Origin of the sequence: Delftia sp. ASV31 (assembly GCF_016428765.1) — a bacterium.
In the GTDB taxonomy this organism is placed as follows: Bacteria; Pseudomonadota; Gammaproteobacteria; order Burkholderiales; family Burkholderiaceae_C; genus Comamonas; species Comamonas acidovorans.
Genome location: NZ_JAELTK010000072.1, coordinates 17559 through 33348 on the forward strand (window position 1 = coordinate 17559; position 15790 = coordinate 33348).

The 15790-nt window shown below is 65.9% G+C and carries 10 protein-coding genes, 2 tRNA genes and 1 riboswitch; of the genes, 4 read left to right on the top strand and 8 right to left on the bottom strand.

Annotation, left to right across the window (positions count from 1 at the left end; translation table 11 throughout):
* Positions 1 to 35 precede the first annotated feature (35 nt).
* Both JHD82_RS21965 and JHD82_RS21970 read right to left on the bottom strand, forming a co-directional pair.
* On the bottom strand, positions 36 to 845 hold the full coding sequence (locus tag JHD82_RS21965) for an alpha/beta fold hydrolase (RefSeq protein ID WP_199138779.1): 810 nt from the start codon (positions 843 to 845) through the stop codon (positions 36 to 38).
* Positions 846 to 867: 22 nt separating this feature from the next.
* Positions 868 to 2166: an O-acetylhomoserine aminocarboxypropyltransferase gene (locus JHD82_RS21970; protein ID WP_199138781.1), complete on the bottom strand. Its 1299-nt coding sequence runs from the start codon at positions 2164 to 2166 to the stop codon at positions 868 to 870.
* A gap of 106 nt (positions 2167 to 2272) precedes the next feature.
* On the opposite strand from JHD82_RS21970, the gene JHD82_RS21975 reads away from it, so the two are divergent.
* Entirely contained in the window at positions 2273 to 2725 is a 453-nt protein-coding gene (locus JHD82_RS21975; protein ID WP_012206758.1) for a CBS domain-containing protein, read from the top strand.
* Positions 2726 to 2879: 154 nt separating this feature from the next.
* Here the strand turns inward: JHD82_RS21975 and JHD82_RS21980 are convergent, their stop codons facing one another.
* On the bottom strand, positions 2880 to 3377 hold the full coding sequence (locus JHD82_RS21980) for a helix-turn-helix domain-containing protein (protein WP_012206757.1): 498 nt from the start codon (positions 3375 to 3377) through the stop codon (positions 2880 to 2882).
* A 200-nt stretch (positions 3378 to 3577) separates the two neighbouring features.
* Here JHD82_RS21980 and aroC point away from each other — a divergent pair, with 200 nt between their 5' ends.
* Entirely contained in the window at positions 3578 to 4675 is a 1098-nt protein-coding gene (gene aroC / locus JHD82_RS21985) for a chorismate synthase (RefSeq protein ID WP_013801440.1), read from the top strand.
* A 66-nt stretch (positions 4676 to 4741) separates the two neighbouring features.
* On the opposite strand, the gene nrdR is transcribed toward aroC, so the two are convergent.
* The 3 genes from nrdR to JHD82_RS22000 form a co-directional block, all read right to left on the bottom strand.
* Complete coding sequence (gene nrdR, locus JHD82_RS21990; protein WP_012206755.1) at positions 4742 to 5197, bottom strand: transcriptional regulator NrdR; 456 nt, start codon at positions 5195 to 5197, stop codon at positions 4742 to 4744.
* 22 nt (positions 5198 to 5219) lie between these two features.
* Positions 5220 to 6467: a serine hydroxymethyltransferase gene (gene glyA, locus JHD82_RS21995; protein WP_012206754.1), complete on the bottom strand. Its 1248-nt coding sequence runs from the start codon at positions 6465 to 6467 to the stop codon at positions 5220 to 5222.
* Positions 6468 to 6501: 34 nt separating this feature from the next.
* Positions 6502 to 6677, bottom strand: a riboswitch (ZMP/ZTP riboswitch).
* A 137-nt stretch (positions 6678 to 6814) separates the two neighbouring features.
* A complete protein-coding gene (locus JHD82_RS22000) occupies positions 6815 to 7726 on the bottom strand; it encodes a lytic transglycosylase domain-containing protein (protein ID WP_197943971.1) in 912 nt (303 codons plus the stop codon).
* Positions 7727 to 8493: 767 nt separating this feature from the next.
* Here JHD82_RS22000 and JHD82_RS22005 point away from each other — a divergent pair.
* Together JHD82_RS22005 and JHD82_RS22010 are read left to right on the top strand one after the other, a co-directional pair.
* Positions 8494 to 12312: a DUF748 domain-containing protein gene (locus tag JHD82_RS22005; protein ID WP_199138783.1), complete on the top strand. Its 3819-nt coding sequence runs from the start codon at positions 8494 to 8496 to the stop codon at positions 12310 to 12312.
* 154 nt (positions 12313 to 12466) lie between these two features.
* A complete protein-coding gene (locus JHD82_RS22010; protein WP_199138785.1) occupies positions 12467 to 15094 on the top strand; it encodes a DUF349 domain-containing protein in 2628 nt (875 codons plus the stop codon).
* 141 nt (positions 15095 to 15235) lie between these two features.
* Here the strand turns inward: JHD82_RS22010 and JHD82_RS22015 are convergent.
* Together JHD82_RS22015 and JHD82_RS22020 are read right to left on the bottom strand one after the other, a co-directional pair.
* Positions 15236 to 15320 (bottom strand) — tRNA-Leu (locus tag JHD82_RS22015).
* A 155-nt stretch (positions 15321 to 15475) separates the two neighbouring features.
* Positions 15476 to 15560: transfer RNA gene (locus JHD82_RS22020), tRNA-Leu, on the bottom strand.
* Positions 15561 to 15790 lie beyond the last annotated feature (230 nt).

Below are 15790 nucleotides of genomic sequence, written 5' to 3' on the forward strand. Positions count from 1 at the left end.
TGCGTGCCTGCCCTGCGGGCAGGACCCGGCCGGGCTCAGCGCGCCAGGAAATCCCGGATGGCGAACAGCGTCTGGTCGGGCGCCTCGGTCATCTGGTTGTGGCCGCTGGGCAGGTGCACGATGCTGACCTGGCGCTGCGCGGCCCGGGCCGCCTCGATCAGGCCCTTGGCGGCCTTGGGCGGCGTCATCTGGTCCTGCTCGCCCAGGGCGAACAGGACCGGGCATTGCAGCGCCGCCATGGCCGCCTCGCCGCCCGCGTAGCTGTCGCAGGCCTTGAAGCCGGTGTGCAGCAGGTTGGTGCGGTCATTGCTGGCCAGCACGCGCCGGCCCAGCGCCATGCCGGCGCCGAATACCCAGCTGCCTGCGCCGCTGGGTGGCGCCAGCGTGGCGCGCGAGAACACATTGACCATGCGGATGGCCTGCTCTGGCGTGCTCAGTGCGGAGTCCAGCAGGGCGGGCGAGACCTTCATCGGATAGGCCGTGCCCACCAGCACCAGGTGGCTGACGCGCGCGCCCAGTCGCGCGGCCGCTTCCATGGCGATCAGGCTGCCCCAGCTGTGGCCGACCAGCGCGGCCTTCTCGATGCCTGCCGCATCCATGAGCTGGCCGATGAAATCCGCCGCCGCCTCCACGCTGGCGGGCGCGTCACCCGCGCTGCGGCAGTGGCCGGGCAGGTCTATGGCCAGCACGTTCCAGCCGTGGTTGGCCAGGTAGCGGCTTTGCAGGGCCCAGACGCTGTGGTCGCACAGCACGCCGTGGATGAGGATGGCCGTGGGCTGGGCGGGGTTGAAGGCCTTGCCGCCGGTATAGGCGTAGATGGCGTGGCCCTGAACATCGATCTTCATTGTTGGTGTCTCCCTTGTCGGCTCACGCTGCCTTTTCAGCGGCCTTGAGGGCGCGCTTGAGGTCATCGATCAGGTCGTCGGCATCCTCCAGTCCGATGGACAGGCGTATCGTGCCCTGGCCGATGCCGGCCTGGGCCAGTGCTTCGTCGCTCATGCGGAAATGCGTGGTGCTGGCCGGATGGATCACCAGGCTGCGGCAGTCGCCCACGTTGGCCAGATGGCTGAAGACCTTGAGTGTCTCGATGAACTTGCGCCCCTGGTTGCGGTTGCCCTTGATGTCGAAGCTGAACACCGAGCCCGCGCCGCGCGGCAGCAGCTTCTTTGCCAGTGGGTGCGAGGGATGGGTCTCCAGCAGCGGGTGGCCCACGCGGCCCACCAGCGGATGGCTGGCCAGGAATTGCACCACCTTCTCGGTATTGCGGATGTGGCGCTCCATGCGCAGCGGCAGCGTCTCTATGCCCTGCAGGATCAGCCAGGCCGTGTGCGGGCTCATGCAGGCGCCGAAGTCGCGCAGGCCTTCGCGCCGCGCGCGCAGCAGGAAGGCGCCGGTGCTGCTTTCCTCGCTGAACACCATGTTGTGGAAACCGTCGTAGGGCTCGGTCAGCTCGGGGAAGCGTCCCGACTTTTCCCAGTCGAAGCTGCCGCCATCCACCACGATGCCGCCGACCACGGTGCCGTGGCCCGACAGGAACTTGGTGGCCGAGTGGTAGACGATGTCCGCGCCATGCTCCAGCGGCTTCATCAGCCAGGGCGAGGTCAGCGTGGAGTCCACCAGCAGCGGCACGCCGGCCTCATGTGCGATGGCGCTGATGGTGGGGATGTCCAGCACGTCCAGGCCCGGGTTGCCCACCGTCTCGCCGAAGAACAGCTTGGTGTTGGGGCGCACTGCGGCGCGCCAGCCGTCGATGTCACCGGGCTTGACGAAGGTGGTCTCTATGCCGAAGCGCGCCAGCGTGTAGTGCAGCAGGTTCTGCGAGCCGCCGTACAGCGCCGTGCTGGCCACGATATGGCTGCCCGCGCCCATGAGCGTGGCCACCGACAGGTGCAGCGCCGCCTGGCCGCTGGCCACGGCGATGGCGCCCACGCCGCCTTCCAGGGCCGAGACGCGCTGCTCCAGCACGGCATTCGTGGGATTGGAGATGCGGCTGTAGACGTGCCCTGGGCGCTCCAGGTTGAACAGCGAGGCCGCATGGTCGCTGGACTCGAACACGAACGAGGTCGTGAGGTGGATGGGCGTCGCGCGCGCTCCGGTGGCGGGGTCGGGCTGTGCGCCCGCGTGCAGCGCCAGGGTGTCAAAGCCGGGGTCCGAGTAGCCGGGCATTCCTGTCTCCATGGTTGTCAAGGCAAGCGGGCATTGTGGGCTATATTTCCTGTCAGACACGGGCTTGCCGCAACCACGGCGACACAGACAAATTTGGAGATACGGCATGAAAGTAAGTGACATCCTGCGCGTCAAGGGCAACACCCTCTACACGGTGTCGCCGGACGAAAGCCTGGCCAGCGCGGTGCAGGTGATGTCGGAGCGCGATATCGGCTCCCTCGTGGTCATGGAGCATGGCGACGTGGTCGGCATGCTGACCTTCCGCGAAGTGATCCAGGGCTTCGTCAAGCACGGCGGGGTGGGCGAGACGCTGGTGCGCTCGGCCATGGACGACGCTCCCATGACCTGCACCATGGAAACCGACATGGACGAGGTGCGCCGCATGATGCTGGACCGCCACGCACGCTACATGCCGGTGATGGACAAGCGCATGCTGATGGGCGTGATCAGCCTGTACGACGTGGCCAAGGCCGTGGTGGACAGCCAGAACTTCGAGAACCGCATGCTCAAGGCCTACATCCGCGATTGGCCTGAGGGCGAGCGCCAGGGCGCGGACTGATCATCGGGGCGATATCGACCTTTCGACCTTTCGACCGTTTCACCTTGGGCAGCAAGGCCTCCGAACGCAAAATGCGGCGGAGGCCTTTGTCTTTGCGCGCAGGGCGCAAAGCAGACAGTCGCGTGAACAGCGAATGGATGGGCCGCAGGACCTGTCAGTGCACGCGGCGGCGTTTGGGCTTGAGCAAGGCGCTGGGCGGCACGTCATAGGCCTGTCTGAAGACACGGCTGAAGTGCGAGAAGCTGGTGAAGCCGCAAGCCAGCGCCACATCGGTCACGCGCCGCGCATTGTCTGCCCGAAGCAGCAGGTGCGCCTGGGCCAGCCGTTCGTTCCAGAGCCAGCGGCTGGGGGTCAGGCCTTCGGTGGCAAACAGCCGCGCCAGGCTGCGCAGCGACATGCCCATGTCCTGGGCCACCTGCAAGGGCTTGAGCTCGGGGTCGTCGAGCCGGGCCCGCATGTACTGCTTGGCCTGGGCAAGCCTGTTGCGGGTTCTGAAATCGCCAGGGCTGGACGATGTCAGCAGCACATTCAGCAGCGAGGGGCGAAGGTCCTGCTCCTCGTCCTTGGGCTGAAGGCCTGGCGATGCCGGCGGAGTGCTGCCCGCATGGTCGCCGTGATCCTGGATTTGCGTTGAGTCGTAAGAGGCCTGCATTTCACGAACCTCCCGCAGTTTGCGGCTGGTGCCTGTGTGGTGATCCGCAGGCGGTTGGAAAAAGGGTGGATTGCAATTTTAACTATGAATATTTGCAATCCGATAGCTATTTTTATTCTCGCCGGGCGATGGCTGCCTGCGCAATGCACCGCCGCCGCGGGCACGGCGCTTGCGGGCTACCCGGGCATAATCGTCGGCCTATGAGCGGCAACACCTTCGGCACCCTATTCACTGTCACCAACTTCGGCGAATCGCATGGCCCGGCCATAGGCTGCGTCATCGACGGCTGTCCGCCCGGCATGGCGCTGAACGAAGCGGATATCCAGCAAGAACTGGATCGCCGCCGTCCCGGCACCAGCAAGTTCGTGACCCAGCGCAACGAGCCCGATGCGGTGGAAATCCTCTCGGGCGTCTACGAAGGCCGCACCACGGGCACGCCGATCGCGCTGCTGATCCGCAATACCGACCAGCGCAGCAAGGACTACTCCAACATTGCGCAGAGCTTTCGTCCCGGCCATGCCGACTACGCCTACTTCCAGAAATACGGCATCCGTGATCCGCGCGGCGGCGGCCGTTCCTCGGCACGGCTGACGGCCCCCACGGTGGCCGCTGGTGCCGTGGCCAGGAAGTGGCTCAAGGAAAAGTTCGGCACCGAGTTCCGCGCCTGCATGACCCAGGTGGGCGAGCTGTCGCTGCCCTTCGAGAGCTGGGAGCATGTGCGCAACAACCCCTTCTTTGCGCCGGTGGCCGATGTGTCTCAATACGAGGAATACATGGATGCGCTGCGCAAGTCGGGCGACTCCTGCGGCGCGGCGCTGCGCGTGCAGGCCAGCGGTATGCCGGTGGGCCTGGGCCAGCCGCTGTATGACCGCCTGGATGCCGACGTCGCCTACGCCATGATGGGCCTGAACGCGGTCAAGGCCGTGGAGATCGGTGCCGGTTTCGACAGCGTGGTCCAGCGCGGCACCACGCACGGCGACTCGCTGAGTCCCGAAGGCTTTCGCAGCAACAACGCCGGTGGCATCGTCGGCGGCATCAGCACGGGTCAGGACCTGGAAGTGCGCATAGGCATCAAGCCCACCAGTTCCATCATCACGCCGCGCGAATCCATCGACGTGCAGGGCCAGAGCACCGAGGTCATCACCAAGGGTCGCCACGACCCCTGCGTCGGCATCCGCGCAGCGCCCATCGCCGAGGCGCTGCTGGCCCTGGTGGTGATGGACCATGCGCTGCGCCACCGCGCACAGTGCGGTGACGTGGATTCGGGCCTGGCTCCCATCCCTGCCGCCGCGCCCTGAAAGCACTGCCAGGCCACCAAAGAGAAAGCCGCCCAAGGGCGGCTTTCTTGTGTCCTGCCGGCCTGATCAGCCGGGATTGCGCACCTCATCCATGACGTTCTTGAAGTCGTCCACGTCCTCGAAGCTGCGGTAGACGCTGGCGTAGCGGATGTAGCCGACCTTGTCGAGCAGCTTGAGCTCGCGCATCACCATCTCGCCCAGGCGGCTGGAGAGCACTTCGCGCTCGCCCAGGTTGCGCAGCCGTTCCTCGATGCGCTCGATTGCGGCATCGATCTGCTCTGTGCTCACGGGGCGCTTGCGCAGCGCGATCTTGAACGAGCCCAGCAGCTTGGCGCGCTCGTACTCGATGCGCCGCCCGTCCTTCTTGACGATGGCGGGAAAGCTGACCTCGGGCCGCTCATAGGTGGTGAAGCGCTTGTCGCAGCCGCCGCACTGGCGGCGGCGGCGGATGAAGCCCCCATCCTCGGCCTCACGGGTCTCCACGACCTGGGTGTCCGGATGGCTGCAGAACGGGCACTTCATGGCAGGCCTCTATGCGTGCAACTCAGGCGCCGTAGACCGGGAAGCGGGCCGTCAGCTCGGCCACCTGGGCGCGCACGCGGGCCAGGTTGGCTTCGTCGGCGGGGTTCTCCAGCACGTCGGCCAGCAGGTTGGCTGTCAGGCGGGCTTCCTCTTCCTTGAAGCCGCGCGTGGTCATGGCGGGCGTGCCCACGCGGATGCCGCTGGTCACCATCGGCTTTTCGGGATCGTTGGGGATGGAGTTCTTGTTGATCGTCATGTGGGCGGCACCCAGCGCGGCTTCGGCCGCCTTGCCGGTGATGCCCTTGGCGCGCAGGTCCACCAGCATGACGTGGCTTTCCGTGCGGCCGGAGACGATGCGCAGACCGCGTGCCGTCAGCGTTTCCGCGACAACCTTGGCGTTCTTCACGACCTGTTCCTGGTAGGTCTTGAACTCGGGCGACAGCGCTTCCTTGAAGGCCACGGCCTTGCCGGCAATGACATGCATCAGCGGGCCGCCTTGCAGGCCGGGGAAGATGGCGCTGTTGATGGCCTTCTCGTGCTCGGCCTTCATCAGGATCACGCCGCCGCGCGGGCCGCGCAGGCTCTTGTGCGTGGTGGTGGTGACCACGTCGGCGTGGGGCACGGGGTTGGGGTACACACCTGCGGCGATCAGGCCGGCATAGTGGGCCATGTCCACCCAGAAGATGGCGCCGACTTCCTTTGCGATCTTGGCGAAGCGCTCGAAGTCGATGGCCAGGGCGTAGGCAGATGCGCCGGCCACGATGATGCGGGGCTTGTGCTCGCGCGCCAGCGCTTCCATCTTGTCGTAGTCGATGGCTTCTTCGGCGTTCAGGCCGTAGGAGACCACGTTGAACCACTTGCCCGACATGTTCAGCGGCATGCCGTGCGTCAGGTGACCGCCTTCGGCCAGGCTCATGCCCATGATGGTGTCGCCGGGCTTGGCAAAGGCCATCAGCACGGCCTGGTTGGCCTGGGAGCCGGAGTTGGGCTGAACGTTGGCGGCTTCGGCGCCAAACAGCTTCTTGACGCGGTCGATGGCGAGCTGCTCGACCACATCGACGTTCTCGCAGCCGCCGTAGTAGCGCTTGCCCGGATAGCCTTCGGCGTACTTGTTGGTGAGCTGGGAGCCCTGGGCTTCCATGACGGCGGGCGAGCAATAGTTCTCGCTGGCGATCAGCTCGATATGTTCTTGTTGACGCAGGTTCTCGGCCTGGATGGCGGCAAAGACTTCGGCGTCGACCTTCTCGACGGTATTGGTGCGTTGAAACATGGCAGTCCTGTGAACTTGAAATTCCCTTGAGGCCAAGGGCTGCCCAGGCGAACGGCGGAACACTCCAGATCCCGCGTGCGCATGGAGGCTGGGCGGTACGCTCCCCGGTGGTTCACAGAAGGTGGTCCTTCTCGGGCCTTCTGCTGGTTTCCACGTCAGCGGCAGCGGTGCGTGAAGCGGCTGCGCCTATCGCCAGTTGCGTACCCCGCTAGTGTAGCTGAGCCGGTGGCGCCGAAGACCTGGCAGGGGCGTTGCAGAAGGCGTTTGCGTGGGCCACCTGCAGTTGGATCGGGCATGAAAAAAGCTGGCCTTGGCCAGCTGTGCACTCACTATGCCGGGAAGCCAGGCTACAGCGCCGGCTCCTGGGACTGAAGGGCCACCTGCTCGGAGCGGGCAGAGGTGTTGCTCGAGCTGACCGGCACGGCTGCAGGCGCAGCCGCTGCTGCCGGGACCGAGGCCTCGGCCACGGGGGTGGCCGGCTTGGTGGAGGCAACCTGTACGGCCTGCCGGGGCTGATCGACCTTGGCGGTCATCAAAGGCACGGCACGCAGGCCGGCGGCCATGCGCAGGCGCTGGTGCTCGGCCAGCACCTTGGCGGCGTAGCCACCATCGGTGGGCAGGTTGGCCGCGCCCACGTAGTAGCGCAGGCCTCCTTCGATGGAGCCGGCGCGCTCGATGCATTCCTTGAGCACGCGCACGCCCACGCGCAGATTGCTGACCGGGTCGAAGGCAGCATTCTGGCCACCGAAGTTCTCATACTTGTCGGTATGCACCGTGGTCATCACCTGCATCAGGCCCTGCGCGCCGACAGCACTTTGCGCAAACGGGTTGAAGCTGGACTCGATGGCCATGATGGCCAGGATCAGCGTCGGGTCCAGGCGGTTGACCTTGCCCAGGTCATAGGCCTCGCTGACCAGTGCCGCGATCGGCTCAGGCGCCACGCGGTACTTCTTGCTGAGCCAGAAGGCCACGGCCGCCTGCTCCTTGGGCAGGTTCTTGGGGTTGGTCGCCGTCGCCCGATCGCTGGCAGCGAGTTCGACGGGAACACCCAGCTCGGCCATCTGGCGAGCGGTCAGCCAGGAGCGCAGCTGGCTCTCTCCGGCATCGCGCAGGTCAGGGCGGGCGAACAAGGTGATGGCCATGAAGGCCACAGCAAGGCCCAGCAGGGCGAAGCTGTTGTGGATGATGGCAAGAAAACCGTTGGCCACATCGATGGCGAACGTTCGCGCGGCGGCGAAAAATTTTCCTGACGCTGGCATAGCTTTTTCCTTTCTAGGGGCACCAACCCGAAACGGCCTTCGCCGAAGCGAAGGCCGGTGAGGCTGACACCCTGGATTGGGTGCTGCGGATCCGGGAGGCTGGCGCTTGGTGCGCCATTGCGTTGTAGGCCTGCGGGATCTGCTCAGTCGTGAGGCAGCAGAAACAAAAAACGCTCTATTCGAGCGCTGGCGGATTCTAGGAGTTCACCAAATACACGGTCAACACTATGAAATCAACTTTTTAGATCAATGAATAATAACAAACCATGGATGCAAACACAGTTTTGAGCTCTTGAAGAGCGGGTGGCGTGCTACCGATGTACGCCGCTTCCGCCGTTTTCAGAGTGCGTCATGAAATTGCAATGAAATGCAAAAGCACTGGCAGGCCGACCCGGCGTCCTTCTATATTGGAGGCGACTGCTCCTGCAGTCGTCTCGCCAAGGTGGAAGACAGGTAAAAGTGGTGTTCGATAGTGCGGACACCGTGGTTCAAGTCTTCTTCCGCGGCCTTCCTGGAAGCAATCTCTTGCTTCCAAGCAGCAAGGACCATCCTCTCCTTGACTGCGGAAAACGGTCGGGACTTGTGCCCGCCGTAAAGCCCGGAAGCCGGCTCACGGCTTCCGGGCTTTGTCGTTCAAGCATGGCCGCAACGTCAAGAAATGTGCCGTGGTGCGGACCCAGCCGTTGCTGCCGCCCCAATTTCTGGTGCAATGCAGCCGTTGCCCTGTCCTGTGTCCCAGGATGGGCTGTACTAGTTACCAGAGCCCCATGCAATCTCTCTTCAAGCACCGCTGGCTGCGCAGGCTGGCCATCGCCCTTGTGGCGTTCCTTTTGCTGTGGCTGCTGCTGTGGGCGCTGGTGCCCGTTGTGGCCAAGAGTCAACTGGAAAAGCAGGCATCGGCCAAGCTGGGCCGTCAGGTCCGTGTGGGTGCAGTGGAGTTCCGGCCCTGGTCGCTGGAGCTGACCCTGCGGGACCTGAGCATTGCCAGGAGCCAGGCGGAAGGCGCGGCGCCGGAGTCCGTGCCGTCTTCATCTTCGCCCCCCCAGCTTCAGATCGACCGTATCTATGTCAATGCCAGTATCCAGTCGCTGTTTCGGCTGGCGCCGGTGCTGGATGCCATCGAGGTCGATGCGCCGGTGCTGCGCCTGACCCAGCAGAGCCTGGGGCATTTCGATGTGGACGATGTGCTGGCCAGGCTGGCCGAACCCGGCGACACGCCGCCCTCCAAACCCGTGGGCTTTGCGCTGTACAACATTGCGCTGCGCGACGGCCGCGTGGAATTGCAGGACGAGGTCCAGCGGCGCCAGCACATGCTCGAGCAGTTGCAGCTTCGCCTGCCCTTCATCAGCAACCTGGAGTCCAAGCGCGAGATCAAGGTGCTCCCGCACCTGTCCTTCGCGCTCAACGGCAGCCGGTTTGAATCCAGCGCCCAGAGCACGCCCTTCACCGAGCAGCGCCAGACCGCTGTCGATCTGAGCTGGCAGGGCGTGGACCTGACACCTTATTTGGGCTATGTGCCCGTCACCGCGCCTGTCAAGCCGCGTTCCGGCGTGCTGGATGCCAACCTGCACATCTCCTTTGAGCAGGCCGAGCAGGCCGTGGTCCGCATCACCGGGGAGGTCAGCCTGTCCGGCGCCGAGCTGCACGACCGCGACGGCGCCCCCCTGCTGCGCTTCGAGCGCCTGGCCGCCGTGCTCAAGAACGTGCAGCCGCTGCAGTCGGTTGCGGAGCTGGAGTCCGTGCAGTGGAGCGCTCCCGAGATTTTTGCGGCCCGCAATGCGCAAGGCCGCATCAATTGGACGGCGATGGGGGGTGCTTCCTCCCCGGATGCCAGGCCGGCAGCGGAAAAGCCTGCCTCCGACGCGCCCCAGCCGTGGAAGGTCAGCCTGGACAGGCTGTCCGTTGCCCATGCCACGGTGCATTGGCGCGATGCCGCTCCCGACGCTGGAAAGTCGGGCGCTGCGCTGCAGGCGCGCGAGCTGTCGTTGCAGGTGCGCGATATCCGCTGGCCCCTGGAGCAACCGCTGCAGCTTGCTGCCAGCATGCAGGTGCAGCCCGAATCGGCGGGGGAGGGGGCGAAACCTGCCGAGTTGCAGCTGAGCGGGGCCTTGACCGACAAGCAGGGCCAACTGGCCATCTCCGCGCGGCAATTGCCGCTGCAACTGGCAGCACCGTACCTGTCCGCCCATCTCAAACCCGAGCTGACGGGTCTGTTGAGCACCGACGCCGGCCTGGGCTGGAACGGCTCCGCCATGGTGGTTCAGGTGGCCGGGCTGGGCGTGGAGCAGTTGAGCCTCAAGGACAAGGCCGCGCCCGTCGATATCGCGCACCTGCAGCTGGAGCAGGTGCAGGTCAATCTGGCCAGCCAGCAGGTCTCCGTTGGCCGCCTGGCACTGCAAAAGCCCCAGCTGGCCGTGTTGCGCGATGCCCAGGGCCGGTGGATGTACGAGCAATGGCTGCCGCCCGCCTCCTCGGCACCCGCATCGCAGGACGCCGGCAAGGACAAGTCCCGGCCCTGGGGGCTGAAGCTGCAGGCGGTGGAGGTCGATGGCGGCGCCATTGCGCTGCGTGACGAAGCGCCCGTGCGCAACGCGGATTCGGCGCGCACCGTGTCGCTGGACCTGGGTTCACTGCGCCTTCGCATGGGCGCCATCGAGCCGCTGGCCGCAAAATCCGCGCCCACGCCGCTGGAGCTGTCCGCGCAGGTCAGCTCGGGCCGGCGTGTCCAGGCGGGCTCGCTGAGCCTGCGGGGGGACCTGGGGCTGGCGCCGCTGTCGCTTCAGGGCAAGTTGCAGGCGCGCAGCCTGCCGCTGCATGCGCTGGAGCCCTACTTTGCCGACATGCTCAATGTGGAGTTGGTGCGTGCCGACGGCAATTTCCTCGGACAACTGCGCTTTGTCAGCCAACCGGCCGGCCCCGAGCTGGCGGTGCAGGGGGATGTCGAGCTCGTGGATCTGCGCATGCGCTCCGCGCTGGCCTCTCCCGTGCAAGCGGCGGGCGAGACCGCAGGGCAGGGCGCGCCACGCACGGCGGCAGGCGCCGTGGCTGCCGTGCTCAGCGAGTCCACGGCCGACCGGGCCAAGGCCCAGTCGGTTGCCTTGGGACTCGGCCTGCGCGATGAACTCGTGGCCTGGAAGACGCTGGCCGTGCGCGGCCTGGACCTGCAGATGCAGCCCGCCCAGCCGCTGCGCCTGAGCGTGCGCGAGACGGCGCTCAGCGACTTCTTTGCGCGCGTCATCGTGCAGCGCAATGGGCGCATCAACCTGCAGGACATCGTCAAATCGGCGAAGTCCCAGCAGTCCCTTGAGCAGAACGCCACGCAGGCCGCGGATGGCACGGCGGCTTCCGCCGAACCGGCGCCGCCGCAGGCTGCCTCCGGGCCTGCGCCCGTCATCAAGATCGGGCCGATTGTGCTGACGGGCGGCAGGGTGCAGTTCTCCGACTACTTCATCCAGCCCAACTACTCGGCCGACCTCAGCGAGCTGGCGGGGCGCCTGAGCACCTTCTCGTCCGAGCAGCCTGCCAGCCAGCAGGCGCCGCAACTGGCGGATGTGGAACTGCGCGGCCGCGCCCAGGGCACGGCTTCGCTGGAGATCACCGGCCAGGTCAATCCCCTGGCCAAGCCGCTGGCCCTGGACATACGTGCCCAGATGCGTGACCTGGAACTGCCCCCGCTGTCGCCATACTCCATCAAGTACGCGGGCCACGGGATCGAGCGCGGCAAGCTCAGCATGGACGTCAACTACAAGATCGAGCCCGATGGCCAGCTCACGGCGCGCAACAAGCTGGTGCTGCATCAGCTCACCTTCGGCGAAGCCGTCGAAGGCGCGCCCGCCTCGCTGCCCGTGCGCCTGGCGGTGGCGCTGTTGGCTGACCGCAACGGAGTCATCGACCTGGACCTGCCGGTCAGCGGCTCACTTAACGACCCGCAATTCAGGCTGGCGCCGGTCATCTTCAAGATCATTGGCAACCTGATCATGAAGGCCATCACCTCGCCGTTCTCGCTGCTGTCGGGCGCTTTTGGGGGCGGCAGCGAATCGGGCGTGGTGGCCTTTGCGCCGGGGCGTGCCCAGATCGAGGGCAAGGCCCGCGAGAGCCTGGACAAGGTGGTTGCCTCCCTCAAGGAGCGCCCGGCCCTCAAGCTCACCGTGATCGGCGAGGCGCGCGAGGCGCAGGACAAAGAGGCCTGGAAGCAGGCGGAGCTCGATCGCCTGCTGCTCGCCCAGAAACGCCGCCAGGTGCTGCGCGACGGCAAATCGGCAGAGTCCGTGACCGAGTTGCCTGCCTCCGAAGTGCCGGCCTTGACCAAGGCTCTGTACAGTCGCGCCGACTTTGCCAAGCCGCGCAATGTCATCGGCATGGCCAAGGACCTGCCCACCGACCAGATGCGAAGTCTGCTGCTGGAGCAGATTGCCGTGCCCGACGACGCCATGCGCGAACTGGCGCTGGCCCGCGCCGTGGCCGTGCGCGACTACCTTGCCCAGCAGCAGTTGCCGCTTGAACGCCTGTTTCTGGGGGCTCCAAAACTGGACTCCGACGACCAGGAATGGAGTCCGCGCGCCCAGCTCAGCCTGTCCACGCAGTAGCCCGGTTTTGGCTCCGCTTCAAATAACGGCGAGAATATGGTTTTCCCGGTCCGGCTAGCATGCCCGCATGCGGCCTGGCCGGCCGCGTCTGGCGGCCCGCGGCAGCCAGACATTCAACGATTGATTCATGTCTTCTCTTTCCCCCCGCAGCACCATGTCCGATGCACCTGAAGTGAGCCCTGCTTCTGCCAAGAATCCCGAACAACACCCCTTGGATGTGCTCACGGGCGGTGCCTTCTCCGCCGAAACCTCGGGTGATCGCGCCGCGCGCATCCGCGACTGGCTGGCAACCCAGCCTTCGGTCGAGCAATTGCAGGACGTCCTCAAGGAACTGAGCGCGCGCGACAAGGGCGCGGCCCGTGCCGTGCGTGAGCGCCTGGACGAGATCCGCCGCACCAAGGACCAGGAAAAGATCGCAGTGGAGTGGGCTGAAAAGGCCCAGGCGCTGCTGGTCGCATCGCCCTTCAATGCCGCCGACGCCATCGCCTGGCAGCGCGACGCCGCCAAGGCGGGCGCACCGCTGTCGCGTGAACCTCTGTCGCAGCACAAGGCCCAGCTGGCCGAGCGTGTCAAGGCCATCGAAGAGCTGCAGCACCGCGTGCAGGTCCAGCGCGAAGTGGCCGTTTTGCTGGCCCAGCGCATCGAGGTCCTGTCCACCAAGCCCTGGCGCGATGCCCAGGCTGTGCTCGACAACCTGCGCGCCGACGTGGCCCGTTGGCAGGAGCAGGCCGGCGAACTGACTGGCGATGACAACTGGGCCAGCGTGGACGGACGTTTCCCGCCCCAGCTGGAAGCCGCCAGCGCACAGCTGATCCTGGTCTGGGATGCCTTCCAGTCTGCACTGGCGCTCACCGAAGCTGCCGCCGCCGACGAAGCCGCTCCGCTGCCCACCGTGCCCGTGTGGGCCGATGAGCTGCGCGTGGCGCGTGGCCTGCCTCCCGAGGCAGCGGCTGCCGAGCCGTCCAAGCCCGCTCCCGCTGCCCGCAGCGCAGCCCAGCCCAAGGCGAAGACATCGCCTGAGCAAGTGGCTGCCGCCAGCAGTGCACTGACCCAGGCGCTGGAGCAGCTCCAGGCCGAGACGGCTGCAGGCGAAAGCAAGGCGGGTTCCGCCGCCGTGCAGGCCGTGCGCGCCGCCATCAAGGCCCATGGCCGCCTGGTGGACGATGCACTGGTCACCAAGGTGCATGAGGCCCTTCTGGCAGCTGGCGAGTCCGAGGGCTGGCCGCGCCAGAACGCCGACAAGCTGCGCGAGGAACTGGTTGCCAAGGCCGAAGCCCTGCTGAACCGCCCTGAAGGCCAGGCGCTGGGTGGCCGCAAGATCCAGGAATCGCTGCGCAGCCTGCGCGAGCAATGGAAGCTGGCCGACCAGGGCAGCGCAGCCAACCACGCACTGTGGAAGAAGTTTGACGAAGCCTGCAACACGGCCCACAAGGTGGTCGAGTCCTGGCACGATAAGCTGCGCACCGAAACCACCCAGTCCAAGGCACAGCGCCTGGCGCTGATCGAAGAGATCAAGGCCTGGGCAGCACAGCAGTCTGCCAGCGAAGATCTCAAGGGCGCGGCGCGCGCACTGCGCCAGTTCGCTGAACGTTGGCGTGAAAGCGGGCACATCGGCGAGAAGCTGTTTGCCGAACTGCAACCCCAGTTCAAGCAGGCCATGGCCCTGGCCGAGGCTCCGTTGCATGCCGCGCAAAAGGCCAGCCTGCAGCGTCGCCACGCCATGATCGACGAAGCCACCGCTCTGGGCGCAGCGCCCAGCCTGCGCATCGACGCCGTCAAGGCCCTGCAGCAGCGCTGGCAGGCCGAGGCGCAGGCCGTGCCTCTGGATCGCAAGCACGAGCAAAAGCTCTGGGATGCCTTCCGCAAGCCGCTGGACGAAGCCTTCAACCGCAAGGGCACCGAGCGGGGCCCCCGCGCCGCAGCCGTGGCACTCAGCGACCATGATCGCCGCGTGCTGGAAGCGTCTCAGGCCGTGGAAGCTGCCAACACCTCGGGTGACGTGCAGCAAATCCGCGCTGCGGTGGAGGCCCTGGAGCAAGCGCTGCGTGGCCGTGCCGATGCTTCCGTGAATGCGGCCCAGCCAGCACAGGAGCCCGCCGCTGCTGCAGCGGGTTCGGAAGAGTCCGAAGCCAAGCCGGTGCCGGTGCGCCCCGTGGTTGCCGTGCGCGGCGACGATCGTCCTGGCATGAAGAAGGAAGAGGGCGGTGCACGCGCTGCCCGTCCTGGCGACCGCCGCGATGGTGGCCGTGGCCGCGACGGCCGGGATGGCCGAGACAGCCGCGACAGTGGCCGCTTCAGCCGCGAGCCGCGCGAGGAGCGCGGACCGCGCCTGGCGGGCCCCGCCTTCCGCGCCCAGCGTGAAGCCTTGGAACATGCCCAGGACGCCCTGCGCAAGCTCGCGGCCCAGGCCCATGGTGAAGCACTGACCCAGTTGATGGCTGCGTGGGAGTCGCGTGATGCTTCCCAGATGCCGGCTGCACAGCAGCTTGGCAGCCGCGTGTCTGCACAAGTGCGCAGCGCCTGGTCGCAGGCCCTCGGCCAGGCTCCCAAGGGAGACGCGGGCGAAGCCCTGCTGCGCCTTGAAATGGCCGCCGACGTTCCCACACCTGCGGAACATCTGAGCGCCCGCCGTGCCCTGCAGCTGCAGCTGCTGACGCGCCGCAACGATCCTGCTCCGCAGGAAACCTGGGGCAACGATGCCGCCCGGGTGCTGGCATCGCCGCGCGATGATGCCAGCGCGCGCCGCCTGCAGAACGTGCTCAAGCAACTGCTGCGCAAGTGATGCACGGGAGGTGATCCTCTCATCCAGGAAGGGAGCCGCTGGCTCCCTTTTTTTTGCGCCATGGATGCGACCTTCTGGGGTCGATGCGTCTGCAGCGCCCAAGAAAAAAGGCCGTTGCGTGTGCAACGGCCTTTTCATGTTTGGTGCCCAGGAGAGGACTCGAACCTCCACGGAGTTACCCGCTAGTACCTGAAACTAGTGCGTCTACCAATTCCGCCACCTGGGCATTTCAGAGTGAGCAAATTATATAGCGCGAAATCTCCGTCTGAGGCCGATTTCCCAAGTTTTTGAGAAATTTCTGCGGGATTGTGCAGGGGCTTGCGACGCTGCCGGCGAGGCAAAGAAAAAAGGCCGTTGCATGTGCGACGGCCTTTTCATGTTTGGTGCCCAGGAGAGGACTCGAACCTCCACGGAGTTACCCGCTAGTACCTGAAACTAGTGCGTCTACCAATTCCGCCACCTGGGCATTTCAGAGTACGCAAATTATATAGCGTGAAAGCGATGTGCCGGGCAGGTTTGCAAAGATTTTCCTGAACTTTTCTTGGCGAGATGCCCTTGCCATCGGCTTTCAGCGATCAGAAAAGAAAATGGCCGTTGGGTGTGCAGCGGCCTTTTCATGTTGGGTGCCCAGGAGAGGACTCGAACCTCCACGGAGTTACCCGCTAGTACCTGTAAGTAGTGGGTCTAGCTATTCCG

Excerpts from the sequence above, each read along its gene's own strand:
- JHD82_RS21965 (WP_199138779.1), bottom strand. The coding sequence starts at position 845 with ATGAAGATCGATGTTCAGGGCCACGCCATCTACGCCTATACCGGCGGC.
- JHD82_RS22005 (WP_199138783.1), top strand. The coding sequence starts at position 8,494 with ATGCAATCTCTCTTCAAGCACCGCTGGCTGCGCAGGCTGGCCATCGCC.
- glyA (WP_012206754.1), bottom strand. The coding sequence starts at position 6,467 with ATGTTTCAACGCACCAATACCGTCGAGAAGGTCGACGCCGAAGTCTTT.
- JHD82_RS21980 (WP_012206757.1), bottom strand. The coding sequence starts at position 3,377 with ATGCAGGCCTCTTACGACTCAACGCAAATCCAGGATCACGGCGACCAT.
- aroC (WP_013801440.1), top strand. The coding sequence starts at position 3,578 with ATGAGCGGCAACACCTTCGGCACCCTATTCACTGTCACCAACTTCGGC.
- JHD82_RS22000 (WP_197943971.1), bottom strand. The coding sequence starts at position 7,726 with ATGCCAGCGTCAGGAAAATTTTTCGCCGCCGCGCGAACGTTCGCCATC.
- nrdR (WP_012206755.1), bottom strand. The coding sequence starts at position 5,197 with ATGAAGTGCCCGTTCTGCAGCCATCCGGACACCCAGGTCGTGGAGACC.
- JHD82_RS21970 (WP_199138781.1), bottom strand. The coding sequence starts at position 2,166 with ATGCCCGGCTACTCGGACCCCGGCTTTGACACCCTGGCGCTGCACGCG.
- JHD82_RS21975 (WP_012206758.1), top strand. The coding sequence starts at position 2,273 with ATGAAAGTAAGTGACATCCTGCGCGTCAAGGGCAACACCCTCTACACG.
- JHD82_RS22010 (WP_199138785.1), top strand. The coding sequence starts at position 12,467 with ATGTCCGATGCACCTGAAGTGAGCCCTGCTTCTGCCAAGAATCCCGAA.